Raw genomic sequence first — 22,922 nt, 5'->3', positions numbered from 1 at the left:
TTAAAAGCTCTTGTTAGCATCATGCTTATTTTTGCGACAGGATGCTCCAGCAAAACAGTGAAAACATCAAGTAGTACCAAAGAGTCATCTGCTAAGACATTTGATGGTAACTACTACAATATGATTAATAATGGACGTTCTAAAAATAGTGAGAAATTCTATTTGAACTTCAGTAACACAAAGGATTTAGTAACTATCGGTTCAGGATTACAGATCCTTTCAACAAGTCATTTCTCTACAAACGATTATTATTTATCAGAAGGATTAGAATTAACACCAACTGATTACAATAATCTTCTAAAAAGGGATGTGGCAGGAACTAAAGAAGAAGATAAGAAATATCCTAATACATTACAGATAGAAAGTGGTAAAAGTTATGAAGGATTACAGAGTCCTGTTCTTGTATCAAATTTAACTGAACAGGATTATTATAAGAAGAGCGGTTCTGGTTATGTATTAAAAGGTATTTCTATTGCGCTTATTCTTGATCCCAAAGAACAGATTGATGGTAAACTTTCTTCACCTGCAGTGACACTTAGCGATGATAAATTAAGAAGCTTTTCACAGCAGTGTGTTAAGAAGATTTACAAGTATATTCGTTCAAATAAGAAAAAATTAACAGATGTTCCAGTTATGATTGGTGTATATCGTGCCAATAATAATGAAATATCTGAAACAAATGGTAATTATATTTATGAAGCATTCTGCGAGGGTGGCAGTGCTGGAACTTTAAAGAAGGTTAATCATGAAAATGTCTTCTTTACTAGTTCTCGTGCATCTAAGTTAGATCCAGCCACTGCTTCAGATTTTGCGACAATCAAGTCTAACTTGAAGAAGGCTTCTACAGAAGCCGCTGGTTTAGTTGGTGAAGCCAACTACATCAATGATACAATTCAGTCAATGAAAATCACAGCACACTTGAATATCAAGACATATACAGAATTACTATATCTAACTTCAGTGATTGCTGATAACATTAATAGTAAATTTACACAAGACTTTAATATTAAGGTTCTTGTGTATTCACAGGATGAATTGATGGCTGTGATTATTAAACAAAAAGGTGAAGATGCAAAGACATCTATATTAGAACAGTAGGAGGTCAATTATGGACGATACAGATTTAATGTTGAAAAAACTAGGAAGAAAAACCATGTTCAACATCACTGATGAAGAAATGCCAGCTTTAAGAGAACAGTATGAAGTATTCATGAGCCATGTACAGGCACTTGATGAAATTGATACTGAAGGTGTAGAACCTCTAGCATTCCCTTATGTGGTTGAAACAACATTCTTAAGAGAGGACGAACCTAATCATGTAATTAGTACAGAAGATGCATTAAAGAACTGCAAAACTGTACAGCGTAATCAGATCAGAGTTCCAAAGGTGGTAGGATAATGGTGACACATACTATTGAAGAATTACATGAACTTTTCAAAAGCGGAGAGTTAGATGTAAAAGAATATTATAAAGAATTATTTGAAGAAGCAAAGAAACAGCAAGAAAGACTCAATGCTTTTGTAACTATTACTGAAGAAGAAGCTTACAAAGCTATTGAAGCACCTATGACTGATGATCTTTTATCACATATTCCATATGTATTAAAAGATAACTATAACACTAAAGGTATTAAGACAACTGCATCTAGTAAGATGCTTGCTGATTATGTACCAGTATTCAATGCACATGTTGTTGATCTATTAAATCAGCATGGTGTAGGTTTAGTAGGTAAGGCTTCTATGGATGAACTTGCTATGGGTGGTACAAATAAATCAGCACTTACTGGTCCAGTACATAACCCTTGGGACACAAGACGTATTTCTGGTGGTTCATCAGGAGGATCTGCAGCACTTGTTGCAAGTGGTCTTATTCCATTCGCATTAGGTAGTGATACAGGTGACTCAATCAGAAAGCCAGCTGGATTCTGTGGTATTGTTGGTTTCAAGCCAACTTGGGGTAGAATCTCTCGTTATGGTGTTATTCCTTATGCATCTTCATTAGACCATGTAGGTGCATTTACTAGAAATGTACGTGATATGGCTATTGTGACTGAAGCATTAGCTGGTAGAGATAACCGTGATATGACTTCATCAAACAAAGAAGTACCACATTATTTAGAAAACTTAACAACTGATATTTCTAACTTAAAGATTGGTGTTTTAACAACTGTATCTAATGAAGTAAGAAATGAAGAAGTAAAGAAGACTTTTGAACATGTTGTTGAAACATTAAAGTCTCTTGGTGCAACAGTTGAAGATGTTGAAATGGATAAGAAGCTTATGAAGACTCTACTTCCAACATATACAATTATTGCGAACTCAGAAGCAACAAGTAACCATTCATGCTTAGATGGTATCAAGTATGGAGATAGACAGCAGGGAGATACTCCTGATGATGTCATGATCAATTCTCGTACTGATGGTTTTGGTGATCATATTAAGAGAAGATTCATTCTTGGTAACTTAGCTCTTGCCACTGAAAATCAGGAAAAGATGTTCAGAAAAGCACAGAGAGTAAGAAGACTTGTTGTAGATGAATTAAACAAGATCTATGAAAACTATGATATCATCATTGCACCTAATGGTGGAGGTGTTGCACCTTTAATTGATGAAGCAGCTGAAGATTACTTAAGCGATGAATATATTATTCTTGAAAACTGGTTATGTCTTGCCAACTTTGCAGGTACACCATCTATCTCTATTCCTTCTGGATTTGTAGATAATATGCCAGTGGCTGTTAATATCTCAGGACGTATTTTTGAAGAACAGACTGTCTTGAATGTTGCTTATGCAGTAGAAGAAGCATTAGGATTCAAGAACCAGTATAAGAGGGAGGACTAAAGATGGATTACGAAAGAGTCATCGGGCTAGAAGTACATTGCGAATTAAAGACTAATTCAAAGATGTTCTCTGCTTCACCAGTTACATTTGGTGAAGATCCAAATACAATGATCAATGAAGTAGACATGGGCATGACAGGTACATTACCATGTTTAAATAAGAGAGGTGTAGAATTCGCTGTTCGTGTATGTCATGCATTACATATGGAAATTGATGAATTACTATGCTTTGACCGTAAGAATTATTACTATTCTGACCTTCCTAAAGGTTTCCAGATTACTCAGGATAAAAGACCAATCGGACGTAATGGCTATTTAATGATTGAAGTAGATGGAGAAGAAAAGCGTATCGATATCGAAAGATTACATATGGAAGAAGATACTGCAAAACAGCTTCATTTAACTGATTACTCATTAATCGATTACAACCGTGCAGGTATTCCACTTATCGAAATCGTTACTAAGCCTTGTATCCGTTCAGGTAAAGAAGCAAGTGCTTATCTTGAAGCATTAAGACAGGTATTCTTATATACAGAAGTATCTGATGCAAAGCTTGAAGAAGGTTCTATGCGTTGTGACGTCAATGTTTCAATTCGTCCATTTGGTCAGGAAGCATTTGGTACACGTACAGAAATCAAGAACTTAAACTCTATCAGCAACGTTCAGAAGGCTATTGATTATGAAGCAGGACGTCAGCAGGAAGTAATCGAATCTGGAGGAGAAGTTCTTCAGGAAACAAGAAGATATGATGAAGTAGAAAAGATCACTACAGTTATGCGTTCTAAAGGAGATGCGGTAGACTATAAGTACTATACTGAACCAAACATCTTACCAATTAGATTAGATCATGCATGGGTAGAAAGAATTAAGAATGAACTACCAATGATGGCTGGAGAAAGAGAAAAACATTACGAAGAAGAATATGGTATTCCTAAGGTAGATGCTAAGATTCTTGTTTCTACTAAGTCTATGTCTGATTACTTTAATGAAGTAATTAAATATACTAAGAATTACAAGAATGCATCTAACTGGTTATTAGGTGACGTATTGGCTTTCTTAAATAAGAACAACCAGTCTTATGATGATATTGAATTAAATCCAGAATATTTAGCTAAGTTAATCAATTTCATCGAAGATGGAACAATTTCTTCAAAGCAGGCTAAGAAAGTCTTTGAACCAATGATGACAGAAAACAAAGATCCAGAAAAGATTATTGAAGAAAAGGGTATGAAGCAGATTTCTGATCCTAACGCTTTAAAGACTATGGCGAATGAAGTATTAGATGCAAATCCACAGTCTATTGAAGACTATGCAAATGGTAAAGATCGTGCTGTAGGATTCTTAGTAGGACAGGTTATGAAGAAGTCTAGAGGACAGGCAAACCCAGGTATGGTCAATAAAATGCTTGTTGAACTTCTTAAAGAAAGAATTAAATAACTATACTTTACTTTATTTCTTTGGTAAAATGAAAAGGTAAAGTAGGTGATTAATGTGTCCAAAGAAAGATTTCATTTTGATGATGAAGAAGAAGCAGTTATCCAGACACCTAAGAAGAAGGCTGAAAAGAAGCCAACTCCTAAAGAAATGGGTATTAAATCTTCTAAAGAATCAAAAAAGAAAATTCAAACAAAATATGTTGTACTTGGAATCGTTGCAGTACTTTTACTTGCATTCGGAATCTATTTATATAGTGCTTTAAGGGATGAAGGACCTGTATACGGTGATCGTTGTGAAGGGCTTGTAACAGTTCAAAAGAGTGTCTTAGATGATACAATGAATGAAGCTAAGTTTAAATACAGTTCTATTGCATCTATCGATATTGAAACAGCATGCAAGCAGCTCAAGGTGGATATTACTTTCAATAATGGTACATCTGTAAAGACTGCAGAAGAAGTTTCAAAAGAAGTTGTAAAAATCCTTGATTCAAAAGGTGGTCAGGCTGCCTATGAAGGATCTTCTTATTCAGAATTATTGAATAAGCATAATGGTGTAAAGCAGTATGAAGTAAATCTTTACTTAACAGGTGGTAATGATACAGATTATCCAATCTATGGTACTAAACAGGCAGGTAAGGATGATATTGGATTTACTCTTTCATCAGTAAAAGATCAGGAAACAACAAATAAAGTGAAAGCAACAGAGCAATAAAATGAAAAGCGATTTCTAATCGCTTTTTTTAGTGAGGAGGGTATATATGAACAAGAGAGATAAGTTTATAGGTGAATGTATCGATTATACGCATGATGGGTTAGGTGTAGTCAAGCATGATCATACAACTGTATTTGTAAAAAACCTTCTATTACATGAAATAGCTGAAATCGAAATTATTAAGGTACTTAAGAGCTATTGTGTAGGAAGAGTAGTAGAACTAAAAACACCTTCAAAAGAACGTATAGTGCCAAAATGTGAGTGTTTTAAGCAGTGTGGTGGATGTTCACTAATGCATATGTCAGATCATGAACAGCAGTCTTTTAAGACAAATAGAGTGAAAGAAACATTCTTAAAGATTGCCCATCAGGATTTAGATGTGAATGATTGTCTTATGGATGAGGATCCTTATCATTATCGTAATAAGGTACAGGTTCCTTTTGGTAAGCAGGATGGTCATATTGTTTCTGGATTCTACAAAGCACGTACTAACGATATCATTAATAATGATTACTGTCTTATTCAGAATGAATTCTCTAATAAAGTCATTAAACGTATTAAAGAATTATTTGAACAGTATCATATTCAGCCTTATGATAAACTGACTAAAACAGGTAATATTAAGCATGTATTAACTAAGACAAGCTATCATAAGAATGAAGCTATGGTTGTATTTATCTCTTATAAAAAGAAAATACCGCATATCAATGAAATCATTGATACTTTAATCACTGAATATCCAGAAATCCGTACAATTATTCAGAACATCAATCCTCGTCATGATAATGTGATATTAGGAGAAGAAGAAAAGGTATTATATGGAGAAGGCTATATCGAAGATACACTTCTAGGTAATACATATAAGATTTCAATGAAATCTTTCTATCAGATCAATCCAGGACAAGTAGAAGTTCTTTATTCAAAAGCGATAGAATATGCAAGATTCAAACCTGATGATGTTGTTATTGATGCTTATTGTGGTATTGGTACTATTTCTTTAACTCTTGCGAATCATGTCAAGAAGGTTTATGGGGTAGAGGTTGTACCTCAGGCAATTGCAGATGCAAAAGAGAATGCGGAAAGAAATCATATTACTAATGCAGAATTTGTATGTGATGATGCAGGTCATTTCATGACTGAATTTGTAGAAAGACATGAAAAGGTAGATTGTGTCATGGTGGATCCACCTAGAAAAGGATGTTCTATTGAATTCCTAGAAAGATTGACTACACTATCTCCAGAACGTATTGTTTATATTTCTTGTAATGTAGCAACACAGGCAAGAGATTTAACTTACTTAGTAGAAAAGGGTTATAAACCAATAGACGTACAGCCTGTAGACATGTTCCCACATACTCCTCACATTGAAAATATCTTATTGTTGAGTAAATAATATGTTCCCATTTGATGATGATCCACGTACTGCCTGCATAGTATGCAGTCATGTTTTCAATAAAGAAGAACCTATCACTTATATCTCTCATGATGAAGATGGTATGTGGCAGTTCCTGTGTAGTAAAGAACACACTACAGATGATGCAAGAATTGTATCTTTAGAAGAAGTCTATGCATTAGATCCTTCATTTGGTGAAGCAGCAGATATGCCTTGTGGTTGTTATATAAATAAAAAGTAAAGTGAAGCCTCCTATGTATGTAGGGGGCTTTATATATTAGAAAAAGTAGAATTTGATCAGATAATGAATATTGACTTAAACTATGCTAAAAATAATGATTCTATTTCTGTTGAAGAAACTTTTAAACGATTAGAAGAAGACATACAATTAAATTTGGTTATGAGAAAAACTTCTAAGAGATAGTGAAATACCTATTTTTTAGAAGTTTTAATTATTTATCAGTCATGTTGTTTCTTCATTTTAGCCATTAAAGCTAAAATTTCCTGTGGGTTTGTTAACTGACGTCCAGGAAGTGTCTGTTTAGGTGTGCGGTCACGCTCGGCTTCATCAATTGCATCTACAAAACGCTTTACACTATCTGGCTTTGATATAACAAAATTATGAGTAATACTTGAAGTGGGCATACTGATATCTCCTATTTTCTACTTTATTATAGGCAATGTGATATAAGAATACAATCTTGAAATTTACAATTAATTTAGAATGATATGTAAACAAAATGGTTATCTCAAAAATGACAATTAACTTCTGCTCCCTGTAATGATAAATGGACTTTGTGCAAAGCATATGATAATTGTATCGTAATTCTCTTTACAGAGCTTTTATGTTGAATGATAAGCAGAGTGGTATTAAAATTTATATATGAAAGCGAGGAAATAACCAATGAGTAGAAGAGTTAATAGAATACCTGTCATTCTTGATACAGGTAATGTAAAAGAACTATCTCCAGAAGATATCAAGATGATCTTAAGAGCTGCTGATATGTGTATTATGAAAGCAGGAAGAAATATGCTTGCTTAAATATTAAAAGGCTCAAAAGATAAGAAGGTATTAGAATTAAAATTAAATGAATGTCCTGCTTATGGCTATTATCATAATATGAAATTATCTGATATCATGCATTGTATTGATTGGATGATTGATGAAGATTATCTTCGAATTAAATATGATGGCCGTCTTCCATTACTGGTATTTTCTGATCAAGGATGGGAGATAGAAAAAGAAACTTATGCTCAGGAATTATATCAACAGTTCTGTTTAGATGTAAAAGAAAACAATCCTCGTGTGATTCATAAACTGATACATGTAAATAGAAAGGTCATTTTTCGTATACTTGATATTATTGAGGCGGAAGGTACAAAAGAATTTATTCCCTGCCTAGAAGCTTATAGACAAATTGAAACAAAAAGAGTTGGCAGACATATTATTGAAGTAGAAAATGCAATTAAAGATAAAGTGTAGGAGTCAACATAAATGTTGGCTTTTTTTATGTAAAAAATGACATTATGTAATGTATGCAAGATTAAAATGCAAGAATGAGTAATATCTAGTGATGAAATCTAATGATGAGATCCATTTTATTTTGCAGAGGAATTGCTTATATCTGCAAAAACTAAGAAACGCACTCTGCTGGCAGACAAGATTACCTGCGATAATATCTACAAGGCACTCATTTTCTTTGATAAGAAGTATGCTAAGATGAACGAAGCTGAGAAACGAGAGTTCCCGTCACAGTTAGTGGATAATGTGCAGATTTACGAAGAACGCAAAGAGAATGGACAATGGCTGAAATCCATAGAATTAAAGCTACCGATTATAGAAAAAGAGTTTACACTAAGTTTGGACAACGATACACAAAATGAAAATATCTTATTGTTGAGTAAGCAGTATATATTATTGAAATACTTCTGCTACGTTTCAATAGTAGAGGGGTCTAGGAGATAGCGAAAGCTATCTCCTTTCTTCTATGCAAATTCATATAGTCCTCTAAGAAGAATCCTCTTTCTAAGTTTTGTGATATACATATTATTTATCTGGACTTTTTAAAAATATCCTTAACAACATGTAACAAAATAGAAATTCATATTTTATGAATAGAATATCAGATGTTCATAATGGAATAAAAGCGGTATCATTTATGAGCAGTAAGAGTGATGTACACACAAAACAAAAATAAAGAGGAGAAAAAAATGGAAAACAACAGTAAAAGCAGTGTCGTTTATCAGGGTAAGATTCCTGGTAGAGTAAAATATTCATTCGCATTTGGTGCATTAGGTAAAGACTTGATTTATGGTATGATTGCCACATTCTCAATGATCTATTTCACAGATATCATTAAGGTTGCTCCAGCATTCATTGGGACAATGTTCTTCGTAGCGAAGATCTGGGATGCCTTCAATGACTTATTTATGGGTATGCTTGTAGATAATACAAGAAGCCGCTATGGTAAATTCATTCCTTGGTTAGTGGTAGGAACATTAATTAATGCATTTGTATTCGTTATCGTATTCACTGATTTCCATCTTACAGGTGTGAATCTTTGTATCTTCGCTTCAGTTATCTATGTATTATGGGGTATGACTTACACAATCATGGATATTCCTTATTGGTCAGTTATTCCAAACTTAACTTCTGATCCAGAAGAACGTGAAAAAGTATCAGTACTTCCTAGAATCTTTGCAAGTATTGGTCAGTCATTAATTATCGCTGGTTTTGGTGTTCAGATCATCAAGGGTTTTGGTGGAGACTATATTGGTTATCATAGATTCGCACTAATCATCGCAGCTACATTTATTTTCACTATGGCAGTATGTGTCTTAAACCTTCCTAAAGTTCAGACAAATGATGAAAAGAAGGAAAAGATGAAGTTCAAAGATATATTCACAGTAATTAAGAAAAATGACCAGTTAAGATGGGCAGTATTATTAATCTTATTATATAACGTTGCTATTCAGGCAATTATGGGTGTTGCTACTTATTATTTTAGTTATGTTTGTAATAATGCTGGTATGTTATCAGCTTTCATGATCAGTGCTTCAAATGCTGAAGTTGTTGGTCTTCTTATCTTCCCAAAAGTAACTAAAGTATTATCAAGAAAGAAAGCATTCTTATTCGCTTGTTTATTACCACCAATTGGTTTAATGTTATTACTTGTTGTTGGTTTTATTTGTCCTACAAATATCTTATTAACTGCTCTTGCAGGTATTATTGTTAAGACTGGTACTGGTCTTGAACTTGGATGTGCAACAGTATTCTTAGCTGATGTAGTAGACTATGGTGAATATGTTCTTGGTGATAGAAACGAAGGTGTTGTCTTCTCATTACAGACATTAATTGTAAAATTAACAGCAGCTTTCACTTCACTTGCTATTGGTTTCGTACTTGAATTAACAGGTTATATTCCAAATGCAGTTCAGTCACTTGCTACACAGAATTCAATTCGTGTATTAATGTGTGTTGTACCAACTATTGGTGTTATCTTAGCTTATATCGTATTTAAGAAGAAATATAAGTTAGATGATGAATTCATGAAAAAAGTTGTAGAAAAAATTAATGGTTAATTCTAAAGAACAGGCTGATTAAATTCGGCTTGTTCTTATTTCGCGTATATAATAAAAAATGTTATGATGATAAAAAAGTAAGGAAGTGTGCATATGAGAACATTTAGTATTATTTTAGCTGATGATGAACCGAATATCCTTTATGGTATGCAAAAGGGAATCAAATGGGAGAAACTAGGCTTTACAGTCGCAGGAACAGCACAAAATGGCAAAGAAGTATTAGAGAAGATGGATGATTTACATCCTGATTTAGTTATTAGTGATATCAAGATGCCCTTTATGGATGGATTGGAGCTTGCTAGGACTATTCATGATAATTATATGAATACTAAGGTTATTCTTTTTTCTGGATGGGATGATTTTGAATATGCCAGACTTGCTATCAGTTATGGTGTATCAGAATATTTGATGAAACCTATTGACTATGATGAGATGAAAAAACTACTAGAAAAGATGCATCAGAGTTTAGAAGAAGAATATAATGAAAAAGTCAACTGGACGCGTTTAGAAAATGCTTATTTTAAAAGCCTCCCACTCTTAAGACAGCAGTTTTTTACACAAATGGTTCTTGGTAGTATGGATCAAGAAGAATGTGCACAGCAGATCAAGAATCTTGGACTAGAACTTGATGATCAGGAATATTGTATTGTTGCAGTTAAAATAAAAAGAGAAAATGGTCAGGATGTTTTTTGTGAACTTTCTATTAAAGAAACACTCAAAGAAGCATTGGATAAGATTTCTAAGGGATATGAGTTTGGAATAGGGGATAAAGAAATATTCCTTTTAGGTGCGAATAAAAAGCATGAAATAGGGAAAATAACACGTACTCTACAAGAAGCATCAATTATGATTACACGTATTTTTGGTGTTCATATTTCATGTGGAATAAGTGGTACGACAAATAAAAGAGAAGATATACCTTCACTTTATACACAGGCGAAAGAGGCTTTAGAATATAATCTCGTACTTCCCGATGAAAGCTATACATACTACAATGACCTAATGCTTCAAGAAGAAGTAGAAACCGATTGGAATGCTTATGTAGAACAGACTGGGAAAATAATTACTTATTGTAAAGAAGAAGAACTTAAGAAACAAGTTGAAGAATTGATTGATTTACTTCATAAAGCTCATTACAATCTGAATGAATATCAAATGGTCATTATGGAGATATCATTTTCTTTTGCAAGATTATATAAGAAGTATCATTTTTCTTCTGGTGGAGAATTTGCTGGATCAAAAAAGATGGCAGTCACTATTCTTTCGCTTACTACAGGAGAAGAATTGGATCACTGGTTACTTGATTACTGTCAATTGATTCGTCTTCTTGTACAGAAAAAACGTATAGATAATAATGTAATTTTAGTTGATCATGCAAAGAAGATTGTAGAAGAGAACTTTTCTGATCCAGATTTAAGCGTCGAGAGTGTATGTGATGCATTACATGTAAGTACCTCTCATTTTTCTAAGATATTTAAACAGGAAACAGGTGGAACTTTTATGAATTATATGACAGGATTACGTATGGAAGAAGCAAAAAAACTTTTACTTCAGACAAATTATAAGAGTCTGGTGATTGGGGAAATGGTAGGATATCCAGAACCTAATTATTTTAGCTATGTATTTAAGAAAAACTGTGGTGTCTCTCCCGCTAAATATAGGAAACTAGAAAATGAAAAATAAGAAATTGAGTGTACGTGTTATATTACCTGTTGTTATGTCTGTTTCTATTGTTGCTTGTATTATCAGCAGTATGATGTTATTTTCTTATCTATTCTCTTCTTACTTTAAAAAAGATGCAGTCGAGAAGATGGATCGACAGACAACCTCATTAGCACAAAGTCTAGAAAATGAAGTCAGTGAGATCAATGGTCTTGTGAATGATATCTATTATCAGAACATTAAGAAGTATGATTGTGGAAATGTTCAGTTTAAAACTGTTATGACTCAGAAAATTTCCAATGAATCAGATAGAATTTATAGTATATCTCTTTATGATATGAGTGGAAATAAGGTCTGGGGTTTTGGAGAATCGTCCAGTGGGTTCAATAGTCACCAATCCTGGTTTAAAAATGCTAAAAAGAATATTGAAACTATTCAATATGGTCATCGATACTTGGTAGAATCCGATTTATCAGGTTATGTCATGGATATTAGCCGTTATGTGAAATATATTAATGGTGGAAATATAAAATCAGGTATTTTATTGATGCAGTATTATACAGAGCCTATAGAAGGTATTTTAGATCGTTATCAGAACCAGAAGTCAGCTTATTGCTATTTAACGGACGAGTCCAAACATTTTATATATCATCCCTTTGAAAATCGTATTGCTTCTGGTTTATATAAAGAAAAAACAGTATCTACTGCATTCAAGAATAACCGCAGCATTCATAATGAAGACTGGCTTGTAGAAAGAAAACAGATTGGCTATACGGGATGGAATATTGTGGTAGTGAATTCGTTATCAAATATGTTAGTAGAGAATCGCCGTTTTCATTATATTATCTGGTTTATTCTACTTTTAGTAGGAGCTATTTTGATATTGCTTGATATTCAGGTATTTAAAAACTTTACCGATCCTGTTTATCAATTACTTGCTACAATGGAAGATTTTGGTAAAGGTAACTATAATTCTCGTGCAAAAGAAGAAGGAATTGGAGAATTAAAGAGTTTAAGTGCTAACTTTAATATTATGGCAGATAAGTTACAGAATCAGATGGAAGAAATACGTCAAAATGAACGTGAAAAACAGAAAATGGAGAAGAAGCTACTTCAATCACAGATCAACCCTCATTTCTTATATAACACGCTTGATTCTATAATATGGATGATTAGAAGTGAAGAATATGAAGGAGCAGGTGAAATGGTTTCATCCCTTGCTAAGTTTTTCCGTATCTCCTTAAGTCAGGGAAAGGATATGATACCTTTAGGTAAAGAACTTGAACATGCAACTAGTTATTTAAAGATTCAGAATATCCGTTTTAAGGACAAATTTGACTTTAAGGTAGAAGCTGATCCTGAACTAATGAAATATCTCATTCCTAAACTTTCTATTCAGCCTTTATTAGAGAATGCGATTTATCATGGAATGGAAGGTATGTATGAGGATGGGGAGATTGTTATTAGTGTTTATGAGGAAGAGGATACGATCAAGATTGATGTGGCAGATAATGGTCTTGGTATGACAGAGGATAAACTTGAGTATATTATGCATCATCAGGTTGTTTCTAGTAAACGTGGATCAGGTATAGGCGTGCGAAACGTTCATGAAAGAATTCAGCTTATTTATGGTGAACAGTATGGTATTACTATTACAAGCGAATTAGATGAAGGAACAACTGCTACTATTACTATCCCTAAAATGGAGGAAGCAGATGAAACAGAATAAAACAAAACACATAGTCCTTATTGTGATATTACTGAGCATGGCATTTGTTTCTGCTTTATATGTAAGAGATAGGGATTATGTACAGAAAAATAAAAGAGTTGCGATTATCTATCCTAAGCATTCACAATCGCTTATTCAAGAAATACAAGAAGGAATACAGGATTGTGCATATGATTATCAGGTGAAGCTTGATGTCTGGTATAAGGATGAATTGTCCCAAAATGAATTAGATGATCTTGTTACACAGGAATATAAGAATCAGGCTATGGGCTTATTACTTGTATATCCAGAAAAGTATATGAAGAAAACACAGTATGAATATGGGAATGTATTAGCTCTTACAGATACAATGCAGGACTCATTCACTTACACCGCTTCTTTTAGTCAAACTTCTCATGAAATAATGAGATTACCTGTGGATTTTAATCTCTTAAAAGAGATATCTACAGGGAAAAGAGAGGCTATTTATATTGAGGATACTTATAAACTAGGTTATAAGAGTATAGAACTGATTGCTCATTGTGAAGGGAAAAGACGATTATCAACTATTTCTTTAAAACCAGAAAAAGTAGATCAGAAAGTATTAGAAAAAGGCAGTAAGGCCTCACTATTTACATATTAGAGGGTTACTATGAAAAAGATGAGAAAATATAAATGGGTATTATTTATAGTGCTGATTATATGTCTAACACTTACAGCTCTAGGAGGTTCACGTCCTAAAGAAGATCAATATATTCATGTAGGTATTGCAGTTTATGATCTTGATGATACATTTATGGATAGTCTGATTACAGCACTAGAAAATAGAATTGATAAATTAAATATGAAAAAGAAAATCTTCTATGAGATCTGTAATGCGAAAGGAAATTCAAGACGTCAGAATAGACAGCTTCAGTATATGTATACTCAGAATTATGATATGATGCTTGTTAATCTCGTTGATCCTTCTTCTGCCGCAAATATCTTAAATAATGCAAAGGAATCAGCCATCCCTGTTATATTATTTAATCGCGATATTGCAGAAAAGGATTTAAAGATTACAAATAATGTCTGGTATGTGGGAACAGATGCCTCTCAGGCTGGTCAAATACAGGGAGAGATGCTTCATAAAGTCTGGAATGAACAAAGAGACAGGGTAGATAAAAATAAGAATGGAAAAATTGATTATGTTCTTATAGAAGGTGAAGAAGATCATTATGATGCCATTCGTAGAACGAAAGGATTCTTGGAAAACAGTAAAGGCCTTCCATTAAATACCCAAGGAACTTTATCAGCTAACTGGAATAGAGAACTTGCCTATAAGAAATTCACAGAACTAGGTGAAGATACAATACGTCAAACAGAAGCCGTTATCTGCAATAATGATGATATGGCTTTAGGCATATATGATTATTATCAAGAAAAACATTTAGATCTTCCTGTTATTATAGGAATCAATAACAGTCAGGAAATGAATGAGAAAATCATGTCTGGTGAGATATATGGAACTATAGATAATAACATGGATGATCAATTAACACAAATCTGTCAATATATGCGTTCTATTTTAAATGGATCGACTAGTGAACATAAGAAAATCTGGTATAGTCAGCCTTTTGCAGTGACTAGAACATAAAATAAACAGAATCCCCCTATATTCTCTTATAAAGGGATTTTATTTAGGCATGAAAAAGGTATGATAATACTATGAAAGGAAGGTTAATAATGAATCAAATAATGATAGGTAAATTCATAGCTTTTAAAAGAAAACAGAAAAATCTTACACAGGAACAATTAGCACAAATACTTAATATTTCTAATAAGACAGTTTCTAAATGGGAAACAGGGAAATCAATGCCAGATTACACACTTGTTAAGCCATTGTGTGAGGCTTTAAATATTTCTGTCTCCGAACTCATAGATGGTCAGACTTCAAATGAATCCGTGAAGATAAATGAAGATCAGCTTATAGAATTGATGAGAAAAACTCAGCAGTTAGAAAATCAAAGGGTATTATTATATGGTGTTATATTTGTTACTATGGGGACATCTATGCAGGCTCTTGCATATTCAACAGATAAATCGTATCTTTTTGGATGCATGCTTTTTGTGTCTATTGTAGAACTAATACTTGGATTAGGAACAATCATTAGATATCTATTAAAGTAATAAAATTGCTGATTAGTCTAAATTATTAAAAGAGGCGTAAAATAAATTGCCTAAAAGTCTCTTTTGTAGAATTACTTTTAGGAGTCTATATCGTTGAAAAAATTGCAACAAAGTCATCACGACATGAAAAACCATGTCGTTTTTTTGTGATTTAATCAACAAGCGCTTACAATTACAGTATTATGTAAATACTGAATTTCGAAATATACACTCATATAATTGTATTAATCCTACAAACAATGTCGTATATAAGTATTACATGTCACAAATTCCTAAATATGGTACATTCCATAGGGTAATTAGCGTTGAAAATGTAACCGCTATCGTATACTATATTTATAGAAAGTAATAGGCAATTAAAAAAGTATTATTTTGGAAATGGTATGTAAAGGAAGGAGGAATAAAATCTTTTTAATCGTCTATTGTGAACGATTGTTTGCGGATGATTGTGTTATCAATTGCATGAGTGCACAGCTTATATCATAAATTAAGATGATCTCTTATTACTATAATTATTGATATGATAAAGTGGTAAAAAAGCTCTAAAGGTTAAAGAGGAGCATTTCAAATTTAATATGAATGAATATGATAATGAGATTAAGGTTTAAAAGACATATTAAATTAAAATGCTAGATACTTTAACTAGTGAGATGTGAATCATAAATATAAAACTTATGATATGAATGTTATAGAATAATTTATTTTAGCTAATAACAAACTATCTAGATTGTCAGATATTAAAAAGTGCACTTCATGCGATTGTGTTTATACAATTATAAACGAATAATTAAAAATTGAAGAAAGGGGAAAGAACTATGAATGTCAAGAAATTCACGAGTTATGCAGTAGCATTGATGATGAGTTTCTCATTAGCACCTATAAATGCGAATGCTCTTACTACTGATAACGCAGTGACAAAAGGCTATTATAACGATTCTGGTCAGTGGGTTCAAGGTGAATTAGATCAGACCCTGCCAGAAGGTATTCATTCAGTTGATAAAACAGCTGAAGCACTTGGTAACAACACTTATAAGATGAAATTAAAGGTTGTTACTAAACAGAAGGTTGAAACATTTACTAAGAAGTCTGCAACAGTACTTGTTGTAGATACTTCAGGAAGTATGGAAAATACTTCAGGAAGTACGTTAAAAAAACGTATTCAAAACTTAAAAGAAGCAGCAAATGAGTTTGTGAAGTCATATGCTGGTGATAAAGAAAATGTTGGACGTTACCTTGCAATCGCTGATTTTTCAAGCGGTGTTAAAGTAGCGTTGAACTGGACTGATGTCTCTTCTAAAGATGGAAAAAACAATGCATTTACTGCTATTAGTAAGTTAAAGGCTGATGGTGGAACAAACCTAGATGCTGGTATTAAACAGGCTACATCTTTATTCTTAAAAGATGCAGTGAAACAAATTCAAAAAGACAACAGAAATACAGTCGTATTAACTGATGGAACACCTACTTATTATCTTGAAGATTGTGAAGGTGGATGGGATACTTTTTTACATACACATGTCACAATTGATGGCATAACATATGATTTAGCTGGTGATGGTAGAAAAGGTAGTGAAAAAAATGTTGAAGCAACATCTAAAGATGCTAAGCTTCTAAAAGATCAGTCTACAGTTTATACAGTATGTTATGGCGCAGCTACAGATAAGACATATAAAAATGGTCCTACAGTTTCTGAATTCTTAAAAGGCTCTATCGCAACAAGTAGAGATAAAGCATATGATTCAAGTGAAACTGATGATTTAACTGAAGTATTTAAGGCTATTTCTGAAAGTGTTACAACTGGTATTACTGGTAAAGATCTAGAAGTGTTTGATGGTTCTGCTCCATATGTATCAGTGAGTCAATTACCTGCATCTGTACAGCAGGATACAAGTGGCTTTAAGTGGAAACTTGCGAATGCAACGACTACAACAGAAGGTACTCAGACTTATTATACTTATGAGTTAGAATACATTGTTACATTAGATGCAGATCATCCTGAATTTGAGGAAGGAAAACTTTATCCATTAAATGGTGAAACATATATCGCTATGCCTGATGGAAGTAAAGTCAAATTCCCAGTTCCAGGTGCAAAAGGAATTAAGTCACGCTATACAGTAACTTATACTGATGGTGTTGATGGTGAAGTCGTATTTGAAGATAAGGTATTTAATAATCTTGTAGTAGGTACTCCAACACCTGATTTTGGTGAAACACCTACAAGAGCAGGTTATACATTCAAGGGATGGACACCTGCAATCGAAGAAAAGGTTACAAAGGACATCACTTACAATGCAACTTGGGTTATGAACTGGGTTCCAATGAATGCAGCACCAGTGATTAAAGCAACTGATAAGACAATTGAAGTGGGCGATGAATTTGATCCTAGAGCTGATGTGACAGCAGAAGACGTGGAAGATGGAGATTTAACTGATAAGATTGAAATATTAAAGAATGATGTCAATGTTAATGAACCTGGTATTTATGATGTTACTTACAAGGTAACAGACACTCAAGGCGCATCATATACAACTACAATTAAGGTTACTGTTAATCCAAAGGCTGCAGTTCTTAATGCATGTCCAGTGATTAAGGCAACTGATAAGGTTCTTACAGTTGGTGATACATTCGATGAAAGAGCTGATGTGACAGCCGAAGACGAAGAAGATGGTGATATCACTGACAAGATTGAAGTATTGAAGAATGAAGTAGACACAACTAAGCCTGGCAAATATGAAGTAACATATAAGGTAACAGACAGTGGTGGTGCTTCTTATGTTAAGACTATTAAAGTTACAGTAAATCCTAAGATGGAACCTCTCAATGCAGCACCAATTATTAAGGCTGAAGATAAGACTCTTACAGTTGGTGATACATTTGATGAAAGAGCTGATGTAACTGCAACAGATGCAGAAGATGGAGACTTAACTGATAAGATTGAAGTATTAAAGAATGAAGTAGATACAACTAAGGCTGGCAAGTATGAAGTAACATACAAAGTAACAGATAGTAAAGGTGCATCTCGCACTAAGACTATTACAGTTACTGTAAATCCTAAGATGGAACCTCTTAACGAAGCACCAACTATTGATGTAACTGATAAGGAAATCACAGTCGGTGATAAGTTTGATCCAAAAGATGGCGTTACTGCAAAAGATAAAGAAGATGGTAATTTAACTGATAAGATTGAAATCTTAAAGAATACAGTTGATCCATCTAAGCCTGGCGTATATGAAGTTACTTACAAAGTAACAGATAGTAAAGGTGCATCTTGCACAAAGACTATTAAAGTTACAGTGAAAGAAAAAACTCCTGCTCCAAGCAAGAATAACGATAAAACAACTACAGTAACTCCTAAGACAGGCGATTCTACAAATGTAAGTGCAGTGATTGCGTTACTTGCAGTAAGTGGTATTGCATTACTCGCATTACTAAAGAAAAAGAAATTATCATAGTATAACTAAGATATATATCTAACCAAAGGACAGTCGAGAAAATCGGCTGTCTTTTTCCGTTTTCTATTGACATTAATGTTTATTAGGTATAATGTTCTATATAGAACATTGAAGTTCTAAATAGAACGATGAAAGGAGAATAATATGTATTTCTGGGATCAACATAAGACGATTACTCTTTACTATGAGATTTTAACGGCATCTACTTGTGATAAATACAATCTTAAAAAGATGGAATATGACATATTAATGTTCTTGCATCACAATCCTGAATACAATACTGCTTCAGATATTGTCAGAATAAGAAAGTCGACTAAATCCCATGTATCAACTGCTTTAAAGGTATTGGAAGACAGGGGATATATTACTAAAAAGACAAATGAAAAAAATAAGAAGCGTATAGAACTATTCTTAGAGGATTCAGCCGATGAAATCGTGAAAGAAGGGCTCAATGTACAAAATCAATTTGCGCATGATATGCTTCAGGGTCTCACTAAAGACGAAATAATAGTATGTAAAAAAGTATTTGAGAAAATTTGTAGAAATGCGGAAGAATGCATTCAAAAGAAAGGATGATCAATATGACTGAAAAATATGTTCCTAAAAAGTCTGATATCATGGAGGCTATCTTTGATACTTGTTACTTATTATTTGATTTAGTTGCTGGCTTTATTTTCTTAGCAAAAGCCAACGGTAATATGTTATTTACTTTATATGGTATTTTAACTCTTACATTATGTGGTGGTGATGCTTTCCACCTTGTTCCTAGAATTGTCAGAGCATTCAAAGGAACTAATGAAAAAATCAAGAGACAGCTTGGTATTGGTTTACAGGTCTCTTCTATTACAATGACTGTATTTTATATTATCTTACTTTATATATGGAAACTCACATTCCCAACACTTAAAGCACCGTTTATTGTAGAAGCAATGATTTATGTTTCAGCAATCATTAGAATTGTTGTATGCTTATTACCTCAAAATGATTGGTGTGGGGATGAAGGAAACCTTACTCTTTCTATTATTAGAAATACAGTATTTGCAGTGACTGGTATTGGAATTATTATTCTTTATGCAATGAGTGGTAATACAGGTAACCTTCATATGACTAGAATGGTTGCTGCTATCATTATCTCATTTGGCTGTTATTTACCAGTTACATTATTAAGTAAGAAAAAACCAAAAGTTGGTTTATTAATGATTCCTAAAACATGTGCCTATATGTGGGTGATTGTGATGGGATTACAGCTATTATTTAAATAGAATAGTGTTATAATAATATTGTAATAAATCATTAAGTGAGGTAGAAATAATGGAACAAGAAAGATATTCAATACTATTTAGTTCTCCAACAGGTAATACAAAGATGCTAGCAGAAGCTATTCAGGATGTATTACCTCAAGAAGACTGTGATTATTTTGGATCATGTAAAGAAGTAGATTCAAATATGCTTTATATTGGGTTCTGGACAGATAAAGGTAATGCGGATGCAGCAACTCTTAAACTATTAGAAAACCTAAAGAATAAGAAGATTTTCTTATTTGGCACAGCAGGATTTGGAGGAAGTGAAGAATATTTCCAGAGAATTCTAAATAATGTGAAAACAAATATTGATGCAAGTAATACAATTGTAGGTGAGTATATGTGTCAAGGTAAGATGCCACAATCTGTACGCGATCGATATGTGAAGATGAAAGCACAGCCTGATCATATGCCTAATATTGATATGCTCATTGAAAACTTTGATCATGCTTTAACACATCCTGATACAAATGATTTAAATAACCTAAAAAATAAAATTAAAGCATAAAGGGTTTTAATTTAAACTCTTATGCTTTTCACTTATGAAAGAAGTGCATTATGGTTTTTCATGAATTAAACTGGTTGTGGACACTACTTGGTATTGCGTTATTATGTGCTATTATTGCATTTTTAATCACATTTTTAATCTGCAAGATTGTCCACAAACAAATAAGTATGAAAGTATTGGTTATTGTTGCAGTTGTAGGATTCCTGTTAGGTGTGATAGGCGTATTTATTTATGCGAGCCAGGCTATGCCCTTATGAAGTCATATAGCTTAATCTAATTATTGAAATATATATAGGTCTTATAGTCTTTTAAGTATACTTTACATCTGGATATTATAGAATTTGAAGAAATGTGTTCTCTAGTAGTTATGGAATAGTACTTTTAATTGTGCTATTCTGTATAAGAAAGGAGTTATTTATATGTTAACATTTTTGATGTTTGTGGCAGTGATAGGCTTTGCGGTAGTGATGAGAGAGCGTACTAAACATAAAAATGACTTTCGTTACGAAGCAGCACAATACTTAATGATGGGAATCATCTGGGGTCTTATTGCCTTATCTGATTATCTAGATTATGGTGTACGTATGCCATATTTTGGACTATATATCGCAGTTTTTGTATTTTCACTATTCATGTGTATTAGAACTATATTGAATCATAAATAGAGTACTTCGGTACTCTTTTTATTTTTGAAAATAAGATAATTATCAGCCTATAGAAAATGTTTATTTCATGTATAGGTATTGAGATTTACAATTATTACAAGTATGATGAAGTTGAGAAGAGAATGTATATGTAAGGAGGAAACAAGGACAAAAAAGGAGGCAGTATATGAAACGATATAAGAAATTGTTCGCATTATTCACTGCTTTTTCATTATTATTCAGTACATTATTAGGCACATTCAAACCAGTATATGCAGAAAATAATGCGGATGTCCTCATTTCACAGCTTATAGGGTACTATACAGACTATATGGAAGACGCAGTCACTGATATTGAGCGTGTTCTAGTAGAACTTAAGTCTGTAGATAAGAAAAAAGGAGAAGCCTGGGATTCAATCATGCATTATTGGTTAGAGGTCAATTCTCCTGATTTTACTCATGTAGGTGAGGTTCCTAAAGATTTACCAAATGATAATAGTATGTCAGTTGTAATTCTAGGTTTTGCGTTAAATGATGATGGTACAATGAAGCAGGAACTTATAGGAAGGTTAGAAACAGGTCTTGCAATCGCAAAGGATTACCCACAGTCTTATGTAGTAGTGACAGGTGGTGGCACTGCAAAGAATAATCCAAATGTCACTGAAGGCGGATTAATGGGCGAATGGCTTTTAAACCACGGTTTAGATGCATCACGTTTAATTGTAGAAAATAGGGCACAGGATACAGTAGGTAATGCAAAAAATACATATGAAGTATTAAATAGAAAATATCCAACTGTTGATAAGGTTGTACTTGTCACAAGTGATTATCATGTTCCTCGTGGATGTATCTTATACTATACAAAGTTTGTATTAGAAGGATTAGAAAATAATAGTGAACCTCTATCTATTATCTCTAATGCGGGCTTTAAGACTGGATCACTCGGTTATGAATCAGTAGAACTTCAGGCAAGAGGCATCTGTAAGATGGCAGGTATTGATGTAAAGACTGTTCCTAGAAAACAGAAACTATCAGTACTAACAAAGCTTGAAATCAAGCAGAATAAAGAATATGTTAAAGGTGAAGAAGCTAATCTTACAATCACAGCTTATTATGATAATGGATTTAGCCGTGATGTCACAAAAGAAGCTGTATTAACAGGCTTTGATAAAAACAAAGAAGAAGATCAAACATTCACTATCACACATTCTGAAAATAATCATACAATCACTGAAGACTTTAAGCTAATTGCAAAAAAAGCGGAAGTTGTAGCAGATAAAAAACAAGATATAAAGAAAGATGAAAAAGATAAAACACCTGCCAAAACAGGAGATAACACACAGCTAGTTGTATTTGCAATGCTTTTATTATTATCTGGAATATATCTCTTAAGAAGACTGAAAAAGATTTAATCCTATGACAGAATCTCAGTAATGAGATTCTGTTTTTTTTGAACCTTTAATTTTTAAGGGGGGTCAATAAAAAAATCGCTTTAAATTATTGGGGGTTTCCACTT

23 protein-coding genes are annotated in these 22,922 nt (G+C 33.0%); 22 read left to right on the top strand and 1 reads right to left on the bottom strand.

What is annotated here, in order from left to right:
• The 7 genes from QZQ55_RS05325 to QZQ55_RS05295 all read left to right on the top strand — a co-directional run.
• Positions 1–1,098: CamS family sex pheromone protein (locus QZQ55_RS05325; protein ID WP_295090801.1), on the top strand; the 1,098-nt coding region annotated here is incomplete at its 5' end.
• A gap of 10 nt (positions 1,099–1,108) precedes the next feature.
• Positions 1,109–1,399, top strand: coding sequence for an Asp-tRNA(Asn)/Glu-tRNA(Gln) amidotransferase subunit GatC (gatC, locus tag QZQ55_RS05320; RefSeq protein ID WP_006506605.1), 291 nt, complete (start codon positions 1,109–1,111; stop codon positions 1,397–1,399).
• Positions 1,399–2,841 carry an Asp-tRNA(Asn)/Glu-tRNA(Gln) amidotransferase subunit GatA gene (gene gatA, locus QZQ55_RS05315; protein ID WP_295090799.1) on the top strand — a complete coding sequence of 481 codons (1,443 nt, stop codon included), beginning with the start codon at positions 1,399–1,401 and terminating at the stop codon, positions 2,839–2,841. The genes gatC and gatA overlap by 1 nt, the downstream gene beginning before the upstream one ends.
• Positions 2,842–2,843: 2 nt before the next feature.
• Positions 2,844–4,277: an Asp-tRNA(Asn)/Glu-tRNA(Gln) amidotransferase subunit GatB gene (gene gatB / locus QZQ55_RS05310; protein WP_295090797.1), complete on the top strand. Its 1,434-nt coding sequence runs from the start codon at positions 2,844–2,846 to the stop codon at positions 4,275–4,277.
• Positions 4,278–4,331: 54 nt separating this feature from the next.
• Positions 4,332–4,988 carry a hypothetical protein gene (locus QZQ55_RS05305; RefSeq protein WP_295090795.1) on the top strand — a complete coding sequence of 219 codons (657 nt, stop codon included), beginning with the start codon at positions 4,332–4,334 and terminating at the stop codon, positions 4,986–4,988.
• A 46-nt stretch (positions 4,989–5,034) separates the two neighbouring features.
• Complete coding sequence (gene rlmD, locus QZQ55_RS05300; RefSeq protein ID WP_295090793.1) at positions 5,035–6,381, top strand: 23S rRNA (uracil(1939)-C(5))-methyltransferase RlmD; 1,347 nt, start codon at positions 5,035–5,037, stop codon at positions 6,379–6,381.
• A gap of 1 nt (position 6,382) precedes the next feature.
• On the top strand, positions 6,383–6,622 hold the full coding sequence (locus tag QZQ55_RS05295) for a hypothetical protein (RefSeq protein ID WP_295090791.1): 240 nt from the start codon (positions 6,383–6,385) through the stop codon (positions 6,620–6,622).
• Positions 6,623–6,840: 218 nt separating this feature from the next.
• Here QZQ55_RS05295 and QZQ55_RS05290 read toward each other — a convergent pair whose 3' ends face one another.
• Positions 6,841–7,026 carry a hypothetical protein gene (locus tag QZQ55_RS05290; RefSeq protein ID WP_022424722.1) on the bottom strand — a complete coding sequence of 62 codons (186 nt, stop codon included), beginning with the start codon at positions 7,024–7,026 and terminating at the stop codon, positions 6,841–6,843.
• 259 nt (positions 7,027–7,285) lie between these two features.
• Here QZQ55_RS05290 and QZQ55_RS05285 point away from each other — a divergent pair, with 259 nt between their 5' ends.
• From QZQ55_RS05285 to QZQ55_RS05215, 15 genes are all read left to right on the top strand, one after another.
• Positions 7,286–7,423, top strand: coding sequence for a hypothetical protein (locus tag QZQ55_RS05285; protein ID WP_295090789.1), 138 nt, complete (start codon positions 7,286–7,288; stop codon positions 7,421–7,423).
• Positions 7,424–7,864, top strand: a complete 441-nt coding sequence (locus tag QZQ55_RS05280) for an RQC-minor-1 family DNA-binding protein (RefSeq protein ID WP_295090803.1) — start codon at positions 7,424–7,426, stop codon at positions 7,862–7,864.
• A 728-nt stretch (positions 7,865–8,592) separates the two neighbouring features.
• On the top strand, positions 8,593–9,963 hold the full coding sequence (gene melB, locus QZQ55_RS05275; RefSeq protein ID WP_295090787.1) for a melibiose:sodium transporter MelB: 1,371 nt from the start codon (positions 8,593–8,595) through the stop codon (positions 9,961–9,963).
• 93 nt (positions 9,964–10,056) lie between these two features.
• The gene (locus QZQ55_RS05270; RefSeq protein ID WP_295090785.1) at positions 10,057–11,646 is read left to right on the top strand and encodes a response regulator; all 1,590 of its coding nucleotides are present in this window, start codon (positions 10,057–10,059) and stop codon (positions 11,644–11,646) included.
• Positions 11,636–13,354 (top strand): sensor histidine kinase, encoded by a 1,719-nt coding sequence (locus QZQ55_RS05265; RefSeq protein ID WP_295090783.1) that lies wholly within the window; start codon positions 11,636–11,638, stop codon positions 13,352–13,354. The genes QZQ55_RS05270 and QZQ55_RS05265 overlap by 11 nt, the downstream gene beginning before the upstream one ends.
• Entirely contained in the window at positions 13,341–13,976 is a 636-nt protein-coding gene (locus QZQ55_RS05260; protein WP_295090781.1) for a hypothetical protein, read from the top strand. The genes QZQ55_RS05265 and QZQ55_RS05260 overlap by 14 nt, the downstream gene beginning before the upstream one ends.
• A gap of 9 nt (positions 13,977–13,985) precedes the next feature.
• Positions 13,986–14,969, top strand: coding sequence for a substrate-binding domain-containing protein (locus QZQ55_RS05255; protein ID WP_295090779.1), 984 nt, complete (start codon positions 13,986–13,988; stop codon positions 14,967–14,969).
• Positions 14,970–15,058: 89 nt separating this feature from the next.
• Entirely contained in the window at positions 15,059–15,502 is a 444-nt protein-coding gene (locus tag QZQ55_RS05250; RefSeq protein WP_295090777.1) for a helix-turn-helix domain-containing protein, read from the top strand.
• Positions 15,503–16,317: 815 nt separating this feature from the next.
• Positions 16,318–18,954, top strand: coding sequence for an immunoglobulin-like domain-containing protein (locus tag QZQ55_RS05245; RefSeq protein WP_295090775.1), 2,637 nt, complete (start codon positions 16,318–16,320; stop codon positions 18,952–18,954).
• 144 nt (positions 18,955–19,098) lie between these two features.
• Positions 19,099–19,530, top strand: a complete 432-nt coding sequence (locus QZQ55_RS05240) for a MarR family winged helix-turn-helix transcriptional regulator (RefSeq protein WP_295090773.1) — start codon at positions 19,099–19,101, stop codon at positions 19,528–19,530.
• A 5-nt stretch (positions 19,531–19,535) separates the two neighbouring features.
• Entirely contained in the window at positions 19,536–20,216 is a 681-nt protein-coding gene (locus QZQ55_RS05235; protein WP_295090771.1) for a hypothetical protein, read from the top strand.
• 49 nt (positions 20,217–20,265) lie between these two features.
• Positions 20,266–20,763 (top strand): flavodoxin family protein BilS, encoded by a 498-nt coding sequence (gene bilS, locus QZQ55_RS05230; protein WP_295090769.1) that lies wholly within the window; start codon positions 20,266–20,268, stop codon positions 20,761–20,763.
• Between the two features lie 50 nt (positions 20,764–20,813).
• Positions 20,814–21,020 (top strand): hypothetical protein, encoded by a 207-nt coding sequence (locus QZQ55_RS05225; RefSeq protein ID WP_295090767.1) that lies wholly within the window; start codon positions 20,814–20,816, stop codon positions 21,018–21,020.
• 162 nt (positions 21,021–21,182) lie between these two features.
• Entirely contained in the window at positions 21,183–21,428 is a 246-nt protein-coding gene (locus QZQ55_RS05220) for a hypothetical protein (RefSeq protein WP_295090765.1), read from the top strand.
• Between the two features lie 166 nt (positions 21,429–21,594).
• Positions 21,595–22,818 carry a YdcF family protein gene (locus tag QZQ55_RS05215; RefSeq protein ID WP_295090763.1) on the top strand — a complete coding sequence of 408 codons (1,224 nt, stop codon included), beginning with the start codon at positions 21,595–21,597 and terminating at the stop codon, positions 22,816–22,818.
• Positions 22,819–22,922: the final 104 nt, after the last annotated feature.

The organism is uncultured Catenibacterium sp., assembly GCF_900540665.1.
In the GTDB taxonomy this organism is placed as follows: Bacteria; Bacillota_I; Bacilli_A; order Erysipelotrichales; family Coprobacillaceae; genus Catenibacterium.
Note: the sequence above shows the minus strand (reverse complement) of the source record. Positions and strands in the feature narration are given on the sequence as shown.